General features: G+C 43.4%; 14 protein-coding genes. 9 read left to right on the top strand and 5 right to left on the bottom strand.

Annotated elements, in window-relative coordinates; translation table 11 throughout:
* Positions 1-335: 335 nt before the first annotated feature.
* The 3 genes from AC3WJC_RS08075 to AC3WJC_RS08065 all read right to left on the bottom strand — a co-directional run bounded on the left by AC3WJC_RS08075 (position 336) and on the right by AC3WJC_RS08065 (position 3766).
* Positions 336-947, bottom strand: coding sequence for a trimeric intracellular cation channel family protein (locus AC3WJC_RS08075; protein WP_492398567.1), 612 nt, complete (start codon positions 945-947; stop codon positions 336-338).
* Between the two features lie 79 nt (positions 948-1026).
* Positions 1027-1950 (bottom strand): SMP-30/gluconolactonase/LRE family protein, encoded by a 924-nt coding sequence (locus AC3WJC_RS08070; protein ID WP_492398566.1) that lies wholly within the window; start codon positions 1948-1950, stop codon positions 1027-1029.
* 1 nt (position 1951) lies between these two features.
* Positions 1952-3766, bottom strand: a complete 1815-nt coding sequence (locus tag AC3WJC_RS08065) for a PQQ-dependent sugar dehydrogenase (protein ID WP_492398565.1) — start codon at positions 3764-3766, stop codon at positions 1952-1954.
* A gap of 248 nt (positions 3767-4014) precedes the next feature.
* Between AC3WJC_RS08065 and AC3WJC_RS08060 the strand changes: the two genes are divergently transcribed.
* From AC3WJC_RS08060 to AC3WJC_RS08020, 9 genes are all read left to right on the top strand, one after another.
* A complete protein-coding gene (locus tag AC3WJC_RS08060; RefSeq protein WP_492398564.1) occupies positions 4015-4593 on the top strand; it encodes an RNA polymerase sigma factor in 579 nt (192 codons plus the stop codon).
* A gap of 125 nt (positions 4594-4718) precedes the next feature.
* On the top strand, positions 4719-5873 hold the full coding sequence (locus AC3WJC_RS08055) for a FecR family protein (protein ID WP_492398563.1): 1155 nt from the start codon (positions 4719-4721) through the stop codon (positions 5871-5873).
* Positions 5874-6064: 191 nt separating this feature from the next.
* Positions 6065-9490 (top strand): SusC/RagA family TonB-linked outer membrane protein, encoded by a 3426-nt coding sequence (locus AC3WJC_RS08050; protein WP_492398562.1) that lies wholly within the window; start codon positions 6065-6067, stop codon positions 9488-9490.
* A gap of 10 nt (positions 9491-9500) precedes the next feature.
* Complete coding sequence (locus AC3WJC_RS08045) at positions 9501-10976, top strand: RagB/SusD family nutrient uptake outer membrane protein (RefSeq protein WP_492398561.1); 1476 nt, start codon at positions 9501-9503, stop codon at positions 10974-10976.
* Positions 10977-10983: 7 nt separating this feature from the next.
* Entirely contained in the window at positions 10984-11826 is an 843-nt protein-coding gene (locus AC3WJC_RS08040) for a DUF4843 domain-containing protein (protein WP_492398560.1), read from the top strand.
* A 22-nt stretch (positions 11827-11848) separates the two neighbouring features.
* The gene (locus AC3WJC_RS08035) at positions 11849-13264 is read left to right on the top strand and encodes a PKD-like family lipoprotein (protein WP_492398559.1); all 1416 of its coding nucleotides are present in this window, start codon (positions 11849-11851) and stop codon (positions 13262-13264) included.
* A 12-nt stretch (positions 13265-13276) separates the two neighbouring features.
* Positions 13277-14191, top strand: a complete 915-nt coding sequence (locus tag AC3WJC_RS08030; RefSeq protein WP_492398558.1) for a hypothetical protein — start codon at positions 13277-13279, stop codon at positions 14189-14191.
* 28 nt (positions 14192-14219) lie between these two features.
* Positions 14220-15356: a redoxin domain-containing protein gene (locus AC3WJC_RS08025; protein WP_492398557.1), complete on the top strand. Its 1137-nt coding sequence runs from the start codon at positions 14220-14222 to the stop codon at positions 15354-15356.
* 70 nt (positions 15357-15426) lie between these two features.
* Complete coding sequence (locus AC3WJC_RS08020; RefSeq protein ID WP_492398556.1) at positions 15427-17094, top strand: S1C family serine protease; 1668 nt, start codon at positions 15427-15429, stop codon at positions 17092-17094.
* 90 nt (positions 17095-17184) lie between these two features.
* On the opposite strand, the gene galA is transcribed toward AC3WJC_RS08020, so the two are convergent.
* Both galA and AC3WJC_RS08010 read right to left on the bottom strand, forming a co-directional pair.
* On the bottom strand, positions 17185-19599 hold the full coding sequence (gene galA / locus AC3WJC_RS08015) for a beta-galactosidase GalA (protein ID WP_492398555.1): 2415 nt from the start codon (positions 19597-19599) through the stop codon (positions 17185-17187).
* 11 nt (positions 19600-19610) lie between these two features.
* The gene (locus AC3WJC_RS08010) at positions 19611-22157 is read right to left on the bottom strand and encodes a cellulase family glycosylhydrolase (protein WP_492398554.1); all 2547 of its coding nucleotides are present in this window, start codon (positions 22155-22157) and stop codon (positions 19611-19613) included.
* Positions 22158-22160 lie beyond the last annotated feature (3 nt).

Here is a 22160-nt window from a genome sequence, read left to right as displayed (position 1 = left end):
TAAATCCCCATAAAGAGAACATGATTCCACAATAATTCGTATAGGTTAATTTAACTGCTTTTAAAGGATTGCAACAGGAAAATTACCTAACAGTAATTTAGCTTCAACGGGCTAAGCAAAAGCTAAATATCATAAAATATTAAAAATAATATAGAATTAGCCCCCATTTAGCATTTCTATACAACCTAATATTTAGCTTATACGGGAACACCCTGAGCTATGTTTCAAAAAACTGAAAATATTTTAGATTGTTTTTTACTGACGGATTAAGATTCACAGCATCTACCACCTGGCGCATTGAGATGCGTTAAATACTTTTATTGGCGTTCAAGATACTACAATGAAGGCAATCTCCACCGCTTTCTGTATGCTATTATCCGTAAGGTAGAAATAATGATGATAGCTATAACCTGCGCTACCTCTTCACTTATTTGGTTAAGTAGAGCTATATATGTTATTCCGCCAATTATGCAAGGTGTAGCGTATAACTCTTTGTGAAAAAGCGCGGGTATGCGGTTTAGTAAAATATCTCTGATAACGCCGCCAAAACAACCGGTAATAGTACCCAATGTAATACAAATACCAGGCGACAGATCAATCGCTAAACCTTTTTTTATACCTATAATGGTAAAAAGCCCCAAGCCAAGGCCATCAAATAGTAACAATGTATTTTGCCAGTTACCAATACGGTTGCGAAAAAGCATAGCGATAACAACGGTGCCTAATATAATTAACAGGGTATTGATATCCTTTATCCAGGCAACAGGTGTTGCGCCAATTAATAGATCCCTAACCGTACCGCCACCAATAGCCGTAACAAAAGCGACAATGGTAATGCCAAAAACATCCAACTTTCTTTCCATTGAAGCGAATACCCCGGATATGGCAAAAGCCATGGTACCCAATATCTCTACAATTTGCGAAAAAGTTGACAGTGAAATATTCATGATCTATTCGTCATCAAAAATATAATAAAGCGACCGCTATTTTGCGAGGTAATTGAAATTGAGTCAGATCAATATATACTTACTGTTTTCGCGCCTGAGCCATTTGCCACTCACGGCCTGCTTCATCAACCCTAAAGGTTTCTATATTACCCTGATCCTGCAAGGTTACATACATGGTTTTACCATCCGGCCCGCCAAAGGCAACATTGGTTGGTTTTTGCCCGATGAGTTTAATTTCCTGCAATAGCTTACCCTTTGGCGAAACTTTAGCGACGGTACCTTTTCCGTAACGAGCCTGATAAATATTCCCTTTTACGTCGCAGCGCATTCCATCCATACCAAAATCAGTAAACTCAATCAGCAATCGTTTATGGCTTAACTCTCCTTTTTTTGATAGATCGTAAGCCCATATTTTTCTGAGTTCATTAACATACAATGTTTTATTATCCGGGCTAACATCAATACCGTTAACGGTTGCCATGCTATCCAACAGCAACGTTACTTTACCGTCAGTATCAATACGCCATACCCTGCCGGTACCGGCTTTCCAGTTCGGGTCGCTGGCATATAGCCTGTCGTATTTATCAATGGCGATATCATTGGGTTGAGTCATATTATCTTCATGAGCGAATATCTGCTGCTTTTTGGTAGCCATATCTACCTTAATAATATTATGGTGCGTATAATCGGCTATCAGCATATGGCCATGGCTGTTAAAGCGGATACCATTACCTATACTTCCGGCAGGCAATTCAATAAATACACTTGTTTTACCATCGGGGATAACTTTACCTATGGTACCGTTGTGATCAAAGTTGACAGCATAAAGGCTACCATCCTTATCAACAGCCGGCCCTTCTACCCCGGTAGTAAAACTATTAGGTGGTGTAAAAACTGAAGAAGTGAAAAGCGAATCCTTGTTCTGCGCGTTTACGGTAAAAACTGTAGCTATAAGTACCGGGGTAAATAATGTTTTTAGTAAGTAATTATGTTTTGAGAGCATGTTATTTCTTGTTAGGGCCCATTTTACGTACCATGGCAACTTCTGCCGGAGTTACAATTTCGGGTGTATTATTAAAGTTTGATTTGATATAGGTAAGTACCTCTGCTATCTGCGCATCGGTTAAAAAGCTGCCATGCGCAGGCATTACCTCGTTGTAAGGTAAGCCTTTTACGACAATTGGCCCTTGCAAGCCATTTAAAACAATATTAATCAGCCTGAACTTATCCCAATTTACCCATTCCGATTGCTCAAGCGGCGGAAAACGGTTGCCGTCTCCTTTACCATCGCGTTGATGGCATCCCACACAATAAGTTGCATAAACCGGCGAAGTTTTAGGGAGATCCTTAAACAGATTATCCTTCACCTCATCAGGCGTTTTTATGTTTGCCGCGGTTTGCTTACGCTTTTGCATACCCGCTAACTGCGCCGCGCCGAATGCTTTTTTGTCACCGGTATAGATCACGCGCCAGATCCTGCCTTTTTCGGTATCGCCAATATACAGCGAACCATCCGGGCCTTCGGCAAGCCCCATTGGCCGGTAAACCGCGTCACGTACACTTACTATCGGTTCGGTTTTAGCAAATCCATCCGCAAAAACCTCCCACTCGCCGGATGGTTTACCATTTTTAAACGGCACAAAGGCTATTATATAACCTGCCTGCGGATATGGTGAACGGTTGGTTGCACCATGAAAAGCGATAAAAGCCCCATTTTTATACCGTTCCGGAAATTGCTTGCCTTTATAAAAAAGCAGGTCATTAGGCGCGAAATGCCCCGGGAAACCAACTAAAGGCTTTTGCAGTTTAGCACCATTACCCTCTTTAATTTTATCACCGCCAAATTCAGGGTTCAGCAGCTTTTTACCTTTCATCTGGTCGTAATAATAATATGGCCAGCCACCATCAAGCCCTTTATTCACTTTAAAAAACTCTTCAGCCGGTAGCATAGCACTCTCCCAAGGCGAATAGATATCCGGCCATAACAACCGAAAATCGTCGCGGCCATGGTTTACGGTGTAAAGCGACTTGCTTTTCGGATCCCAATCCAGCGCGACAATACTGCGCAGGCCGGTTGCATATCGTGTACCATCCAACTGTGTTTGGTTCAGCTTATTGGCGTCAAACCGCCAGATGCCGCCGTGATCTTTTAATAACGGATTGCCGTTATCCGGCGAATATGGATCACCCACACCCTTTGAGCCGGGCACACGATTTTTTTCTTGCCCCGCGTTTGACCCTGCTCCCCATCCTACATAAATATGACCATCGTTATCAAAAGCTATGGGTTTGGTTTGATGCTCGTGGTAAGGCGGTACATCGGCAATTATGGTGTCTATCTTCTCTTCCGGAACCAAAGTTTTAGGATCGAGTTTCATACGGTACACTACCAGTTCCGAACTAAAATACAGGTAGCCTTTATGTACACGCATAGCTGTACCGTACGAACGCCCGTCGTATTTACCAAAAGGTTTCACCACATCCATCCGGCCATCGCCGTTCGTATCGCGCAGCGCTATATTGCCATAACCATCATTTAGATTATGAAAGCGGGCTTTTACGTAAACATCACCATTAGTATTTACCGCGATATGCCTGGCCTTTGCCTTTAAGCTATCCACCACCACTAAAGCCCTGAAGCCATCGGGTAAAAAAAGGCCGCCGTTATCAGCATCAGGCTGTGGTGTTTTATCATGATCTTGATACCATGTAAACGCCGTAAATATAAGCAGGCAACCCGTACCTATTACCTTCAATAAATTGCGGTTTAAAAACTTAAAATTACCCTGCACTCCCAAACCTGGTTTTAAAAGCTTCATTATATATTAGCGGTGGTTAGTAAATGGTTTATTGTAGAAATAGCAAAACTAAAATTGCTTTATATATAGACACACCAGCTACGCTAAACGACTAATCACAACAGGAAAAAATTACAACAATTATTTAGCGAGATAAAATTTCACATCACTATATACACTATAGGTTATATACCATTTTAAAAAATAGTATGTAAACACGCCTAATGTTTTAAAACAACATATTAATAGCTTATATTGGTAAGTTGAATATGCATACCAAAAGCTTATATAGTGCCGATGATAAGGAGCTGCTTGAACTGCTTGGCCAGGGCAGCAAGCATGCTTTTGATATTTTGTACGATAAATACTGGAAAAAGGTATACAACGCCGCTTATAAACGCCTTAATGATACCGTTTATGCACAGGATATAGCACAGGATGTTTTCGTTCAGTTATGGACTCGCGCCAGCAAAGCCCCGATTGATAACTTACCAGCATATTTGGCCGTATCTGCACGTAACGGGGTTTTTAAGCACATGGAGAAACAAAGCCGCTTTGCTGATCTGCCAGAAGCGCCGGTGCATATTCAAGGTATTGATAAAGCTGATGAGAGGATTCTATTTAGTGAATTTAACACAGCTTTTCGTCAATTGATCGAATCCCTGCCCTCTCAGCAACAAATAATTTTTAAAATGCGCTTTGAGGAAGACCTTTCCAGCACCGAAATTGCGCAGATACTTAACATTTCACCAAAAACCGTACGCAATCAAATAGGCAAAGCGCTTATAACTATAAAATCGTCGCTGTTAATATTGCAGATTGTAGTATTATTTTACCAACAGCGTTAAAATATTACCAATAAATTACTATTAAAACAAGTAATATTACACTAATTTAAATTTTTTGTATAAAAAATTTAAATAGAGATGGGCTATTTCAATTTTCGGGACTCATATCAATATAGATTTATTTAATGAACGATTTAGAGAAACGGTATTTCACCGATCTGTTAAAAAAATACCGTACCGGGCAGGCAACTGATGAGGAAGTAAACTTTTTAATTGCCTACTACAATGTATTTGAGATTAATGAAGATATTGTTGATGAAAGCAACGAAAAGGATTACCTGTCTGTAAAAGCAACTATTAAAAGCAATATTGATAAACGGATAGGATTTAAAGATAAAAACCATTTAAAATCGGTATGGTTGAGGTATGCCGCCGCGGCCGTTATTTTAATCGGTATAATGGCCGGCGGCTATGCCTTGCTGCTAAACAAACCAAACACGCAAACAGCCGGTGTTGTGCATGATGTAGCACCCGGCAGTAATAAAGCTGTACTTACCCTGGCTAACGGCCAGCGCATTGTGCTTGATGATAGCCGCAAAGGCGAAATTGCCAAACAGCCCGGCATCAGCATAACCAAAACCGCCGATGGGCAAATTGTTTATCAAATATCCGCTAAACCAGGTGATCGGGCTGTGCAAAATACCTTCAGTACGCCTAACGGCGGCCAATACAATGTTGTGCTGCCTGATGGTACAAAGGTATTTTTAAACGCGGCTTCTACCCTAACCTATCCTTCGTACTTTTCGGGTAATGAGCGTTTGGTCAATTTAACTGGCGAAGCTTATTTTGAAGTGGCTAAAAATAAAGCTATGCCTTTCAGGGTACGTTCAAACAATCAAACTGTTGAAGTATTGGGAACTCATTTTAATGTGAATGCCTATAACGATGAAAACACTATAAAAACCACCTTGCTTGAAGGTTCGGTAAAAGTGTTGAACAGCAAGTCATCAATAGTTATTGCACCGGGCCAGCAGGCTGTGGTAACGGGTGAAAGCATAACCAGGCAAAACGTAAATACATCCGGTGAAACCGCCTGGAAAGACGGCGTATTTGAATTTGAAAACGCCGACCTGAAATCAGTAATGCGGCAAATATCGCGGTGGTATGATGTGGATGTTGTATATAACGATAATTTACCTGACGATAAGTTTTACGGTGAAATATCCCGGCAAAGCAAACTATCAGAAGTATTTAAAATACTGGAACTTAATAACTTTAAATTCAGCATAAACGGCAAAACGGTAACCGTATCATATGCCGGTAAAAGCACTGTAAACTAAACCCTACATTAATTTAATTAACTGATTTTTTAACCCCAAACTAATCTGAATGAAAATACGGCTACATAAGCGATGTTAAACCCGATATGACATAAAAAAGCCGGAAGCCTCTCACCGCTCCCGGCTATAAAAAGGTCAGCAGCTATAGTTTACGCCATGCTGCTTTTATTAACCCTATTCTATTCAAAAGTATGAAATTAAAATTTCTTTACGGCTCCGTATTGCCCATACGGTGGGTAAAGTACAAACTATTATTGGTGATGAAACTCACTACTATATTGCTACTTATCGGAACATTACACCTCTCGGCGGCATCGTATTCGCAAACGGTTAACCTATCGAGGCAAAACACCACGCTTGAAACAATTTTTAAGGACATAAAGAAACAAACGGGCTATTTGTTTTTCTATAACGGAAAAATAAATACCAAAAGCCCCCGCCTTGATGTCGATCTTAAGAACGTAACACTTGACGAGGCACTTAGCTTCTGCCTTTCGCGCTACAACCTTACCTACACCATAGTTGATAAAACTATAGTAGTACGTAATAAAACACCCGAAGCTGCTGAACAGACAACCATAGCGGTTAAAGCAAAATTTCAGTTATCAGGCCGGGTAATTGCCGCGGACAATAAGGAAGGCTTACCGGGTGTAAACATTGTTGTAAAAGGCAACAACGCCGTCTGGGCACAAACCAACAACAAAGGCGAATTTAAAATAATGGCCGATGCCGGTGATATTTTAGTTTTTAGCTTTATAGGCTTTAAAACTAAAGAAGTTACAGTTACCGACGGCAAACCGGTCACCGTGTCGCTCGAAACACAGGTAAATACGGTAAGCGATGTAGTTGTAACCGGTTATCAAACTTTAAAAAAGGATACCTATACCGGTAATGCCATCACTATCACCGGCGAGGATCTGCGTAAATTTAACTCACAGAATTTACTTAAAGGCGTGGCCGCGTCTGATCCTTCATTCCGGATTTTAGATAACAATCTTGCCGGCTCAAATCCGAATAACCTGCCAAGAATTAATATTCGGGGCGCTACGGCCCTGCCATCAATAACCGATCAGATAGACCGGAATAACCTGTCGAGCACGTATAACCTGCCAACCTTTATTCTGGATGGTTTTGAAGTTTCGCTGCAAAAGGTAACCGACCTGGATATCAACCGTATTGAAAGTGTAACCCTGTTAAAGGATGCCGCTGCCACAGCCATATATGGTTCACGCGCCGCCAACGGCGTTATGGTAATTACTACCAAGGCACCGGTACCGGGCAGACTACAACTAACTTACAACTACGAGCTGAACGCTACCGCCCCTGACCTGAGCGGCTACCATGTACTTAACGCCGCGGATAAGCTGCGTTACGAGGAACTCTCGGGCTTATACATTAGCGGTGGTATATCAGGCGGATCGCAGGATGAACTGACAAATCAATATTACAACCGCCTTAAAAATGTGGTAAGCGGTGTTGACACTTACTGGCTATCGCAGCCACTACGCAATACTTATGGCCAAAAGCATGGTGTTTACGCGCAAGGCGGCGATTCAACCTTCAGGTATGGTGTCGACTTGCGTTACCAAACCAATCCGGGGGTAATGAAAGGATCAAACCGCGACCGCTATAGCGGCGGCATGAGCTTTACCTACAATCCATCTAAAAAACTGATCTTTCGTAATGATTTGACCATAACACAGGTTAGCGCTCAAAATTCAAAATACGGCGATTTTTCTACCTATGTGTACATGAACCCTTACTACCCTATTTATGGCGATAACGGGCAAATAATCCGTGAACTGGCTAACTGGAACGTAAATACCGGTGGAAAGGGTGAAGATCAGTATAAAAACAGGCCGGTTTTTAACCCGTTATACGAATCTACTTTGGGCAACTTTGATAAATCGTCTTACCTGGAAATTGTGGATGCGATGTCTGTTGACTGGTTTATTAATAAATCTTTACGGTTAAAAGGCCTTGTTAGTTTAAATAAGACAAAAAGCACGGCCGATAAATTCGCCTCTCCGCTTAATAACGAATTTTATCAGGGACCGATCAGCGAAATTAAAGACCGCGGACGCTACAATTATTCAAGTAATGATTTGCTGGGTATTGATGGTAACGTAAGGTTATTATATAACAAACTGATCGGCGACCATGCCATTAACTTTAACCTGGGTATCAACGTAACGTCTGACGATTATGATAACAAGAGTTTTGAAGCCCGCGGTTTTACAAATGACCGGTTTACTAACATCGGTTTCGCAAGAACTTACACACCGAACGCGGCACCGTTCGGCAGCATATCAACCAGTAGGCTGATCGGCTCATTCGCCTCATTAAATTACTCGTACAAAAACAAGTATTTGCTTGATGCCAGTTACCGTTTAGATGGTTCATCCGCCTTTGGCAGCGAACGTCGCTTCGCCCCTTTCTGGAGCGCCGGTTTGGGCTGGAATATTCACCGCGAAAGCTTTTTAGAAGGCAGTGTTATATCAAGGCTAAAAATAACGGGTACCGCCGGTTTAACAGGTTCGGTTGAGTTTCCGCCGTACCTTGCAAAATCTATCTATAGCTACCAAAGTTCAAACTGGTATTCAACAGGTATAGGTGCCGTTGTAAACGGTTATGGCAATGAGGGCCTGGAGTGGCAACGTACCAACGAGTACCAGGCACGCCTTGAACTGGGCTTGTTCAATGATAAACTGGTTGTTACACCTATATATTATTACAAGCTAACCAAAGGCTTGCTTACTGATATTAACCTGGCACCATCAACCGGTTTTAGTACCTATAAGGAAAACCTGGGTAACATGGCCAATGAAGGTTACGAGGTTTATCTGACCATGAACGCCTATAAAGCTAAAGACTGGAATGTTAACGTGGTTGGTAACCTGGCCCACAATACCAACAAGATTGTAAAAATAGCCAACTCGCTAAAAGCCTATAACCAGTCCATCGATGATTTTCAGCAAAACCCGGATAACAAACTGCAGGGCACGCCATTGCTGCGCTACAACGAGGGGCAATCGCTCAATACCATTTACGCCGTAAAATCATTAGGGATCGATCCGGAGAACGGTAAAGAGATCTATGTAAAAAAAGATGGCTCGCTTACCTATATCTACGATGTTAAGGATACCCAGCCTGTAGCGGATGCTACTCCTACCGTATCCGGCAATTTTGGTGGTAATGTAACCTATAAGCAATTTCAACTAAGCTTTAGCCTGTATTATACGCTTGGCGGACAGATCTACAACCAAACACTGGTTGACCGTGTAGAAAATGCCGACCCGCGCTTTAATGTTGACCGCCGCGCGCTTGAACAACGCTGGGTTAAACCGGGCGATGTTACCTTTTACAAAAACATTGCCGACTACAGCGTAACGCAGGCATCATCCCGCTTTATACAAAAGGAAAATCGCATTGAGCTGCAATCGGTATATCTGTCTTATGATATGAAGAAGGAAGTTGCCCGTAAGATCGGGTTGCAAAGCCTGCGCCCGTCAATCACTATGAATGATATTTTCAGGGCATCGTCTATCGAGATAGAACGCGGTATCAGTTATCCCTTCGCGCGTAATATCACCTTTGCATTATTAGCCACATTTTAATGATGAGTAAATGAAAAAATTGATCTATATATTAACCCTGCTCGCGCTAACATCTTGCAACAAATTTCTGGATGTAAAGCCCGAATCGCAAATAGACAGGGAGGAGCTTTTCACCACCGAAGAAGGCTATAAAGAAGCACTTAACGGTGTATATACTTTATGCGCGTCGCAATCTTTATACGGCGAAAACCTTACCTACGGAAACCTGGATATCATGGCCCAAAACTATGAATTTACTGATCTGGGGCTGCGCCGTATAGCCAACTTTGATTACCAATATCAGGATATGGTTAATTTCCGTAATACGGTATGGGCCAGCGCTTACCGTGCTATTGCAAATTGCAATTATATATTACAGGATATTGATGCCCGTAAATCGCTTTTTCGGGATAATAATTACCAACTGATAAAAGGCGAGGCACTTATCCTGCGTGCTTACCTGCATTTTGATATGTTGCGCCTGTTCGCGCCCTCATACAAAAGTAATCCGGCGGCTAAGGGCATCCCTTACGTTATAAAAGTATCAACCCAAAGCACACCGTTTTCAACAGTTAGCGAGGCGGCTGATAAGATCATAGCCGACCTTAACGAGGCGAAGGCATTGTTAAAAGATAGCGACCCGATCGTCTCCGGCTACCAGGTTGGCTATCCGGAAGACTTAGGTAACCCTGAGGTTAACACACCCGACCTGTTTATGCAAAACCGCAGGCACCGCATGAATTATTTTACCGCCTGCGGCGAGTTAGCCCGCGTGTATCTGTACAAAAACGATATGGTTAACACCTTGGCTAACACCCGTATCATTATGAATGCCAACCGTTTTCCGTGGACGGCGGAAGGTGATTTTTTTGAGCAGGATGTTACTAAGCGCGACCGCATTTTTTACAAAGAGCTGTTAAGCGCCTGGTATGTTAGTGATAATAATAGCATAAGAAGTAGGTTGATCTTTTTATTCTCCAACAAAAACCCCGCTTACGCACCCACTACAGAATTGATAGATGACATCTATCAAAAAGCACAAGCCGGGGCGCTTGACTGGAGGTACAAACAGTGGTATTTCCGTACTAAGATTGAATCCGGCGGCAATACGGAAAGATCGTTGCTGCAAAAATATGTAACCAATACCACCCCAACGCCAAACAGGCACCCGCTGGTAATGCCTGCGCTGCGTTTGAGTGAGATATACTACATAGCCGCTGAAGCAAGTTTTGACAGCGACCCCACCCAGGCGATAGCCTACTTTAACACCGTGCGGCGCAACAGAGGTATTGATGAAGCTATTAGCCCCCAAATAAACAAGGATGATTTTTTAAGCGAACTTGTAATAGACGCCCGCAAGGAATTTTATGGGGAAAGCCAACTATTTTATATGTATAAACGCCTTAACCGCGCGGTTAAAGTATCGGCAACTATAAACATTCCACCTTCTGACAGGATATTCGTATTGCCATTACCAACTGATGAGGAAGCTTACCGCAATAACTAATTTAACAATGATGAAAAAGAACTTACTGTTAATATTATTTGTCTGCCTTGCGTTTGCAGCCTGTAAAAAGGATGGAAAACTCACCTACAACTCGGCTGATAATATCTACCTGAATTATAAAACAACTGATCCGGATACGATAACCTACTCCTTCGCCTATGTACAGGGTGTTGACCGCGATACGGTATGGATTCCTGTAATTGTATCCGGCCATCGTGTAAACCACAACCGCAGTTTTGTGCTTAGTGTGGTTGATACCGCTACTACGGCTGTACCGGCTTTACATTACGAACCACTTAAAGACACCTATACCATGCCGGCTGATTCGGGCACGGTACGTGTACCGGTAATTATTAAGAATACAGATAAAGAACTGGAAAGCAAATCGGTTACGCTTACAGTGCGTGTAACCGGCGGACAAGATTTTGGTACTAATCTGCCGGATACCATCCGTAAAAAAACCATCATGTTCTCCAACCGTTTGGAACGGCCGCAATGGTGGAACTTTTGGGAGGGCGAACTTAAAACCTACAGCCGCAGCAAACACCAGCTATTTTTGATAACCTCCGGCACGCGGGATTTGGTTGACTTTACTACACCTGAATACTATCTGTATATACCACGCTGCCTGTTCTACATTGAAAATACCCGTACCTTTTTAAAGTATCCGTTTGATTGGGTAAGGCAACACCCGGATGCCGGCTATGTACTCACCAAAAGGAATGATAACAGCGGCGATTACGACTTTTACAGCGTTAACGCGCCTGATAAAAAGTTTTTGCTCAAGTATTTTAAAAGCGTAGATCAATACAAGTTTGTTGATGAGAACAACAAGGAAATAACCATGTAATCACCTTTTACTGATCAATAACATGAAATTTAAATATATTATATACATACTGGCGCTTACGGTGTTTGCCTCCTGTAAAAAGGATTTGGGTAATTATAATTACTCGCCGCCATCTGAGCCTGTACTGGTTAATTTTACCGATCGTACATTTGATGCACTGGTTGGTGATTCACTGATACTGCAACCTTATGTTGAACTGGATAGCGCCGACCCTTATAAGGACTTGATATTTGACTGGGAAATATTTGTTGACGAGGAAGCGCGTACGGATAAATACACCGGTTATCCGCTTAAAATAGTTTACAACCTTAGCCCTAAAACGCGCACGGCCAAACTAACCGTTACCGATAAGCGTAACCAAATGAAATACTTTTATCCTTTTAAAATCGCGGGTAATACGCAATTCACTAAGGGAATAACCGTATTAAGCGTTGATGCAGGAGTTACTAAACTATCATTCATAAAACCGGATAGCACGAGTATTTTAAGCAACCTGTACTTTTCGCTGCATAACGAAAACCTGCCCAATAACCCGGTGCAGTTATTTGCCAAACCCTACGCCTACCAGCCCGGCACTGCTGAAGACTATTGGGTAATAGCCAAGGATGGCGAAAAAAGCAGCGTTATAATTGATGGTAATACCATGCTGCGCAAAAGGTTTTTTCCGGAGCAGTTCTTTAGTCCGCCGGCAAATATAGTTACCGAGCGTTTCGAGGCTTCAAAAGGTTTTGCTACAGGCGTTATTAATGGTAAACTTTACCTGGCTGTTACCACCACCGCTCCTTTCGCGCCGGATTGGGGTAAATTTGCCAGTCCGCAAGATGGTGATTATACGCTTGCGCCATATTTTGGTAACACCAATAATTTCTATTTCGGGTTTGATACCAAAACCAAGGCGTTTGTATCATTCAGCAACACAGGCGGCTATACGGGTACCGAATACCAGGTAGATGGTAATGCTTTTAACCCCAAAAGCATCGGCATGAGCAATCTGCTGTTTATGCAGCCGTTGCCGGGCACCACTTACGCTTTTTTTAAGGATGATGCCGGTGTGGTTTATGAGCTAACATTCGGTATTGATATGAACGACTATTATACTAAGCGGATCATCAAACCATCTGCTAAAAAAGTATTTAAAGGTGCCTCAATGATCAATGCCGACACCAAATGGCAACGCTCCGGTACCGATCTTTTCTACTTTAGCTCAAATGATAAAATATACCGCTACAACCCGATCAATGAAGAGTTAAGATTATTAGACGCTAATTTATCAGGCAAAAAAATCAGTATGCTGAAGCTAAATGGCAACGTGCTTACCGCAGGTGTTGATGGGGCGCTGATATTTTTAGATGTAAGTGTTGGCAGCAACGGAAAACACATAAAAACTATTGAGGGTATACCTGGTGCACCGGTTGATTTTATTTCAAAAAACCTTTAAACCTTAACCAACATGAAACTCATTAAACATATAGCCACAGTAGCAGCCATCACCATCGCCATTGCCGCGGCATCGTGTAAAAAGTCTACAGTTAATAGTGAACCTAAACCTGACCCCGAAGGTGCTCCTCCAAAAACATGGAAGGAGCACTGGGGGTATCACCACCAAGTGCTTAACCGTGTTTATTATGATGACCATGTAGCCGTTTACTATGATAACCTGATGGACCCGTCGGTTACTTGGTTAAACAAAGCCATGTCCGACTCGTGGGCGTACGTAAAAAAGAATTATAGTGAATTTGGCCCCGACCAACGCCTGTATGTAATATGCCACCGCACAGTTGATACCACTAATAACCTTGGTGGCGGGCACCCGGCATCATGGCGTGACAGTACGCATGATAACCGTAACGTGATAGACAACGGCCTCGGCAGTTGGACTTACCCTACCGGTGAGCAAATCGGCTTACCTATCCATGAGATAGGCCACATTGTTGCTAATGCATCGCACGGGCGCAGTCATGAGGACGGCAATCTTTGGGGCGACAGTAAGTTTGCGGAGATATTTGTTTATGATGTGCTGTTGAACATTGGCCGTCAGGATGAAGCATCAAGGGTATATTATGAGTTGCAAAACGTGTCCGACGATTTTCCGCGGCCGGGCAGCCAGTGGTTCAAAAACTGGTTTTTCCCTATCTATAACAAATATGGTAAAGGCCAGGTGTTAAGCAAATACTTCGCATTAAAGGCTAAATACGAAACTCAAAACCGCGATATTAACTGGGGCGAATTTGTACATTTTTGGAGCGGTGCCGCCGGCGTTAATCTGAAAGAGCAGGCAACCATAGCCTTTGGCTGGCCTGACGAATGGGAGCAGCAGTTTAAAAAAGCACAAAAGGATTTTCCTGAAGTTAAATACCATTATTGATAAACAGAATTTACTACTAAATAAAAAAATGAAAAAAATCTTAGTTATTGCCGCGTTATTGCCGGTTATGGCATCGGCACAAAGCGCTAAATTTACTGTTACCGGTAAAATAGGCAACCTGAACAAGCCAGCCAAAGTTTACTTTGACTATATGGATAGCAATGGTGCCGGGCACGAGGACTCAGCCGCGGTGATTGATGGCAACTTTAAATTTACAGGTACACTTACAGGCATCGGCAACACCCGTATGTCACTTGATCATACCGGCGAAGGTAAACCGCACTCTATATACGCACCTGGTGCTGATGTTATTTATTTTTATTTTGGCAAGGAGAACATTGTTATCAGCTCAAAAGACTCATTAAGCAATGCCAAGTTCAGCGGCTCAAAGGTTTATGATGAGTTTCAGGCCTACAACAAAGTAATTGGCGGCACCATTATGGATCTGACAAAGGCGGCCAACAATGCCTTTTCAAAGGCAACCCCTGAGCAGCAAAAGGACAGTATATTTATGGCAGGGCTTAATGCCAGCTTCCGGAAGAATATTGATGCCCGTTCAGAAAAACAATATCAATTCGCCAAGAGCAATCCTAAATCCTACTTCGCGCTGGTTGGCTTATCAGAATCGGCCGGCAGTAGCGTAAACGTTAAAAAGATACAACCGGTATTCGCCTCCCTTGATCCAAAACTTAAACAACTGGATATGGGTAAAGAATTGCAGCAACGCATTGAAGCGGCGGGCTTAACCTCCATTGGTTCAGTAGCTCCGGCCTTTACACAAAATGATGTTAACGGTAAGCCGGTTTCATTAGCTGATTATAAAGGCAAGGTAGTATTGGTAGAGTTTTGGGCAAGCTGGTGTGTACCCTGCCGTGCGGAAAACCCTAACCTGGTAGAGCAATATAAAACGTATAAGGGTAAAGGGTTTGAAATACTATCAGTATCATTAGATAACAATAAAGCTGCCTGGCTTGCCGCTATTGAAAAAGACGGATTGCCATGGACACAGGTATCTGACCTGAAAGGCTGGAATAATGCTGTTGGCCGCTTATACGGTGTAAGGGCTGTGCCGCAAAGCTTTTTGGTTGACCGTGATGGCAAAGTGATAGGCAATACCTTGCGCGGCGAAACGCTTAATAAAAAGCTGGCCGAGTTAATGAACTAAGCACCAATTACAATACACTATACTTGCACCACCTTAAATGGTTAAACCATTTGGGTGGTGTTTTTTACTTATGAAGAAGATATTAATTGCCTGTTATATCATATTATTCACATCAACAGCATGGGCACAAAAGGTTGATGTAAAAAAGCTGGAATCAACCCTGCAAAAAGCTATCAGCAGCGCATACCTGCCCAGTGTACGTATGTGGGGTTATGACACCGCCGCACGCCAGCGAATGAGCGCGCAGTTTAGCGGCGTAGTAGTTACTGGCGATGGTTATATATTAACAGCCGCGCACGTAACCATACCAGGCAAAACATACAAGGTAATGTTTGCTGATGGCAAAGAAGCCATAGCTACCGCGCTTGGTAAAATTGAAATGGCTGCTGACCGTGCCATCCCGGATGTGGCATTGATGAAGATAATTACCCCGGGCAAGTGGCCATTCGCGCCTATGGCTACATCATCTGCCATAAAAGTTAACGAGCCATGCCTTAGCATAGCTTATCCAGAAACCCTGAACCAGTCTAAGCCTTCCGTACGTTTTGGACGGATAGCGGTTGTTAAAAACGACCGTGGCTTTATCCAGTCAACCTGTAAAATGGAACCAGGCGATTCCGGCGGGCCATTGTTTGATTATCTGGGCCGGGTTATCGGCATACATAGTGCCATAAATACCGACGAGGATAGCAATTTTGAAATCCCGGTTGACCTGTACCAAAAATACTGGCCGGCATTACAAAAGCAAGAGGTTTATACCGCATTACCCGCTGACAGCCAGTCTGTAAAATCAGACAATATAAAAGAGATATTAACCATACCAGGATTGGCGAATATGCCGGTTACAGCGGTTAGCCTTTTTAAAAAACTGAAACTTGATGGCACATTAGTAGAAATTGTAAGCACTGTTGATACGCCAAATACAAAGATATATGGAACTCTTTTAAACGTTAACGGCAATGCCACTTATATCGTTAGCAAAAGCTCGATGGTGGGCAATACCCCTACGTTAATTACTAATGGTAATAAAAGTGTTGCCGCGAAAATTATTGCAAGAGACAGGCCGAATGATCTTGTTTTATTACAGATAGCAGCACCCGCTTCAAAAGGCGTTAATCTATCCATTACCGCAAATAATGCCCCTGTAATGGGTCGCTTATTGATTACTCCATTACAAAACCAGCAAGGCATTGTAAGCATAACAGGCAGCGAAAATTTTAAATTAACACGCTTTTGGAGCCTGGGTTACCTGGGTGCGGCAATTGGCTACAGCGGAGAGCCGCCGGTACTTACTTACGTACAGCCCAACTCCCCTGCCGCTAAGAGCGACCTGCAGGTTGACGATCAGGTAATAAAGATCAACGATACTGAGCTTAAAAGAAATGAAGATTTTGGCCCGGTAATGCAGCAATACTGGCCGGGCGATACGTTGTCGTTTAAAATTATCCGCAATGGTACGCAATACACCAAAAGCGTGGTTTTAGGAAAAAAGCAATCCGGCGCGGCTAAACACCCGGCTGATATGTTTAAAGGCGGTAAAAGCAGCCGGAGAGATGGTTTTGATAATGTATTTACGCATGATGCAGCGTTATTGCCGGAGCAGTGCGGCAGCCCGGTTTTTGATATTGAGGGCAATTTTGCAGGTATTAATATAGCACGTTTCAGCCGTACTTCTACCCTTGTAATGCCTGTTGATATCATCAGTGAATTTGTATCAAAATACATATCCAATAAATAATATTAAGAGACTCTCTTAAACGAACAAAGTCCCGGCTGACCGGGACTTTGTTCGTTTTTAAAGCTTTATTGTAACTTAAATAAAATATAATTATTTAAGTTCAAACACCTGCTGGTCGCCTTCAAGTCCGTTAGCAGATGCCTTTAGGGTTGCTTTACCGGCTTGCTTACCTGCTTGAAGTATAACCTGGCAATGCCCGTTAAATAGCTTACGCTTCCAGTTGCCGTCCATTATCTTGTCTCCCTCGTGGCTGCTTGGGTCGCCGTTACCTACACCTATAATGGCTAAATTATCACTATTATTAAAGCTGATCTCGTTCATGGCATCAGGCACTTCAAGGCCTTTTTTATCCACTACGGATACATTAACCACAACCGCGTCCCTGCCATCAGCCAACAATATTTTTTTTGATGGCGTAAGCTTAATTTTATAGGCGGTGCCTGTTGTTTTAACTTCGCTTACCAGCTTTTTTTCGTTACGATAGCCGATGGCCTTTAAGGTTCCGGGGCGGTAAGCTACATTCCATTGCAAATGCCCATTGCGTGGCATATCTTTTTTACCTAAGCTCTTTCCATTTAAAAAAAGTTCAACATTGTCGGCATTAGCGTTTACCCATACATCAATGTTCTTGCCTTCCATACCTTTCCAGTTCCAATGCGGCGACACGTGCAGCACATCAGCATCGCTCCACCATGATTGGTAGTAATAGTAAATATTTTTAGGAAAGCCGCACACATCCATCATCCCAAAATGCGAGCTGATGTTTGGCCATTTGTAAGGGGTTGGCTCGCCACGGTAATCAAAACCTGTCCATATAAATCCACCCAGCCAGTAATCATTCACCGCGGCAAGCGGCCACCATTGCTCGGCACGGCTGGCCCACCACGGGGCGGTAATATCCTGATCGGGCAGGTAAGCCCTAACTGTATCCTTAACATAAATTCCGCGTGTAGTTACGGTGCTGCCCATCTCTGTACCAATAATGGGCTGCTGCGGATGATCCCGGTGATAGTCTGCCACGGCAAACTGCCGGTAATTAAAACCACGAACCGGTATTACCTCATTTACGCCGGTAAATACATTAGCCAGATCGGCCGCATACGTGCTTGTACGTGTTGGGTCGAGTTGTTTTTGTTTGGCAAGCAGCGTTTGCGCGATGCGCCTACCAAATCCGTTGGTTTGCGCATAACCTTCTTCATTACCAATCGACCACAGGAAAACACTCGGATGGTTACGGTCACGCTTAATGAGCCGCTCAAACTGATCCATATATTCCGGGCTGCTGTTAAGCAGGCGTTGCTCGTCAAGCACCAGCATACCCAGGCTATCACAGGCCTCTAACAATTCAGGCGTTGGCGCATGGTGGCTGGCGCGGTAAGCGTTTGATCCCATTTGTTTAAGCAAACCTACACGGTAGTATTGCAGGTAATCGGGCAGTGCGCTACCCACTCCTGCATGATCCTGATGATTGTTAGTGCCTTTTATTTTAATGTGCTTACCATTGAGGTAAACACCATCAGCTTTAATGTCAACAGTACGCACACCAAAGCGGATATCGCGCTTATCAACAACGGCGCTTCCTTGTTTTAGCACAGGCTCAATATGATAAAGGTATGGCTCCTCTAACGACCAAAGCATGGCCTTATTTAAAACAACCTGTTGTTTAATCAGCGTTGATGAATGGTTAGCTACAGTTACCTGTTGCTCCTCGGTTTTAGCCACAACTTTACCCGAACGGTCTTTTACTACCGCGTAAAAAACCGTGTTAGCAGGTTGTAAGCCATCATTGTTTACATTTGCTTCAATGTTAATAGCGGCCTTACTATCAGGCTGTACATGAGTATAAACAAACACGTCGTCAGCAATATGCATATTATCGTAGGTGTTAAGCCAAACATTACGGTAAATGCCGGCACCCTCATAAAACCATCCTTCTGATTGGGTGGCATCGGCTCTTACAACCAGTACGTTTTCTTTTTTAAAGTTGATATAATCTGTCACATCAACCGTAAAGCCTACGTAGCCACTTTGATTAGCTGCGATGTAAAAACCGTTAAGCCACAATTTCGCATCTCTGAAAATGCCATCAAATGTTATGCTGAAACGCTTGCCCGAATCGCTCGCGACAATGCTAAACTTTTTACGGTACCAGCCGATACTGTTTTCAGGGAATAAACCACCGAGGGCTTTGTAGCCATGATCTTTCAGGTCATCGTTATCCTTGAAAGCAAAGGGCAGTTCTACTGCCCAATCATGTGGTATTTGTACGGTTCGCCAGGCCGCATCATTAAAATCAACAGCTATAGCTGTTTTTTCAGCCTTACCTGTTTTCGCGTAAATGTTGGCTATGCCATAATTAAAATCCTTTTCGGCGTTAGCCGCATGGCCAATATGGAATTTCCAGTCATCGTTCAATAACTCACGCTTGCGCGGTTGCTGGGCAAACACCTGCGATGAGTAGAAAAGTATGATAAGGCAGATAATGCCGCGGTGCAAATGGTTCATTAATTTTAACATTATTTAGTTTCAAGGCTGATGCTTTCAATAGTCACTGTACTTTCTTTGGATGCATCGCCGGTAAGTAAAAGCTGTACTCTTTCTATGTTTTTTAAGGACATGCCCGCATTTTTTCCTGACGAAAACCCGAGCGCCTGGAAACCCGGATATGGCCGCGGTAACAATATCATCGAATCAGGCTTGAAAGCACTAAGCGGCATCGTAGCCTTGCCATCTGATAAATTAAACGTGGCACTCCACGAGTTGGCATCAGCATCAATCAGTACCAGTTTGGCGGCAAGGTTTCCTCCGGCTGTTACGGTGACATTTTTGCAGGCATCAAGTACCGCGCTATGGGCTATTAACTTATTTTTAATGTAAAGTTCCAGCCCACCCATCCGGTTATTTGTAGTTGGCTGATGGTTTAAACTGATGGCTAACCGGCCAGCCTGGTTAGTAACATATTCGTAGCTGTCGGTTTTCCATTCGGGCGAGTAAATGATTACATTATCCCTGTCATCGGCAGCGTTGTAAAGTTCAACCGGACTTTGCGGAGCCGCAATTAAGGTTTGATAATGATCCTGTGTAACATTATCCCAGCCAAACGGATCACCCTTGTGATTGCCTGGAAAGGCTATTTGTTTCTCACTTGGTTTGGCTATCACAATGCGATAATTCAACAGACCCGGTTTCAATAGTTCTGCCGGGACAGTGGCCTGATAAGTGTAAGCGCTTATAGCTTCCATTTTTAACGTGAGGTAAGCCCCTGTTAACCGGTTAAGCAATACAGATACACTATCCCCCTCGCCAAGCCCTGCTATGGTTGCCGTTATGGTAAAAGGCGTGTTAGCGGCAACACTTTTATAAGGCTGATGATTTACTTCTATTTTCAAACTATCATCCTGCGGAGCCACAAATTCAGCAATCTTAATGTTTCCGTTAACCAGCTCGTTGGCTTTATTGTAAGGCTTTGCAGATGCCGCGATACGATAGGTACCCGGCTTAATGATAAAGGAGCCTGCTGTAACTTTAGGTGTGTATTGATTACCTGCATTAAGCGGTGTAATGGTAAGTCCGTTATTTAAGCCAGGAAGATTCACGGTCATCTGCCTTTCGTTGCTAAAAATGCGCGTAACGTGTTTGGCCAATGATGCTTTAGCGAACGGATCGCTTACCATAACCGCGTCGGGCATTACCTCAAGCCGCCAACTGCCGTCGGCCAGTTTATCTAAAAAGTAGGCACCGCTTCCGTTATAGCTAACAATCGGCGACGAGCCTACCCCTGCTATATGCTGTAAAGCGGCCGGCTTAACCGGCTTTGTGCCGGTGGAGTTTGAATAATAAAACTCATTAGCACTGTTCATTTCGCTAAGCTGCTGTTTATAGCTTAACCTGAATGGCCCAAATATGGTATCAGCCGGAAAAGTGCCGTACGATTTAAATACCGGCACCGTTTTGAACACCTTGCCCGCGATCAATAAACTGATGGCTTTTGAGGGTGTGTAAGCCAGGTTCAGATAGTGCGTTTGATATTCTGTATTAGCGAACGCGTTGCCCAGCGGATCATAAGCGAACTGGGTAGCCCATTGAAAGCCTGCTCTCTTGAAGCTGCGTGCCATAGCCGGGTACATATATGGCTGCATTACATCGCCCGCGTCAAACTCATAAACCATACGGGCTTTGTTTTTAAACTCAGGGATGGTATCAAAAGGGATAACATAATGATCAACCTGCGGCAGTAAATTCCCTTTATGCTGATGCCCGGCAACTAAGCCCGTAGGGTACCATTGAAAGCTAAACCCATCAGCAACGGACTTAGCTACCGCGTCGGCATACCAGGGAGATTCGCTGATGTTGTAAAATACCGGCTTGTTCCATCCTGTGCTTTTTATAGCAGCAGCCATACGGTTTACATATTCGGTTGTGCGTGCTTTAGGGCCGCTATGGTGCGGCTCATTGTTAACCTCGGTAGCTACAACAAAAGCATCATTTACATAGGTTTTACCGGTGTAAGGGTTTACATGACTAAAAAATTGCTTCAGATAACGCTCCTGGGCAATGTAGGCCTTTTCCTGCACAAGTGCCCCGTCTTTTCCATAAACATCGCTAAAGCTGCCGGTGCGTTCATCCCGCTCCGGATAACCATTACCCCAAAAAGCTATCGGGGTAATGATAATGCGTATGCCCCGCTCCTCTAACCTGGCCAGCAAATAATCAAACAAGCGCAGATGCTCATTTTGTTTCAGGTTACCCAATGAATCGCTGATCTCGGTATCCCATACATGCACACGGAAAGCGTTAACACCAAGCCGCGCCAAGTGATATACATCTCTATCAATAGCCTGCTCTATATTAATACCCTGCGCCTGGTGCGAACGGTAACCATAGGCAAAAGGCAAGGTGTAATTTACACCGAAGTATGCCGCCTCTTTTTTATTCTTACTATAACGGATAATACCTTTCGCGTCAATATATATTTCATTGGCTGATTTTGTGGTGGCCTTGCGTTGGGCAAAGCCGGGCAAAACCACCAGCAGCATCAGGCTGATAAACAGGTCTATTCTCATCAA

The organism is Mucilaginibacter sp. FW306-07-L, assembly GCF_058782065.1.
Note: the sequence above shows the minus strand (reverse complement) of the source record. Positions and strands in the feature narration are given on the sequence as shown.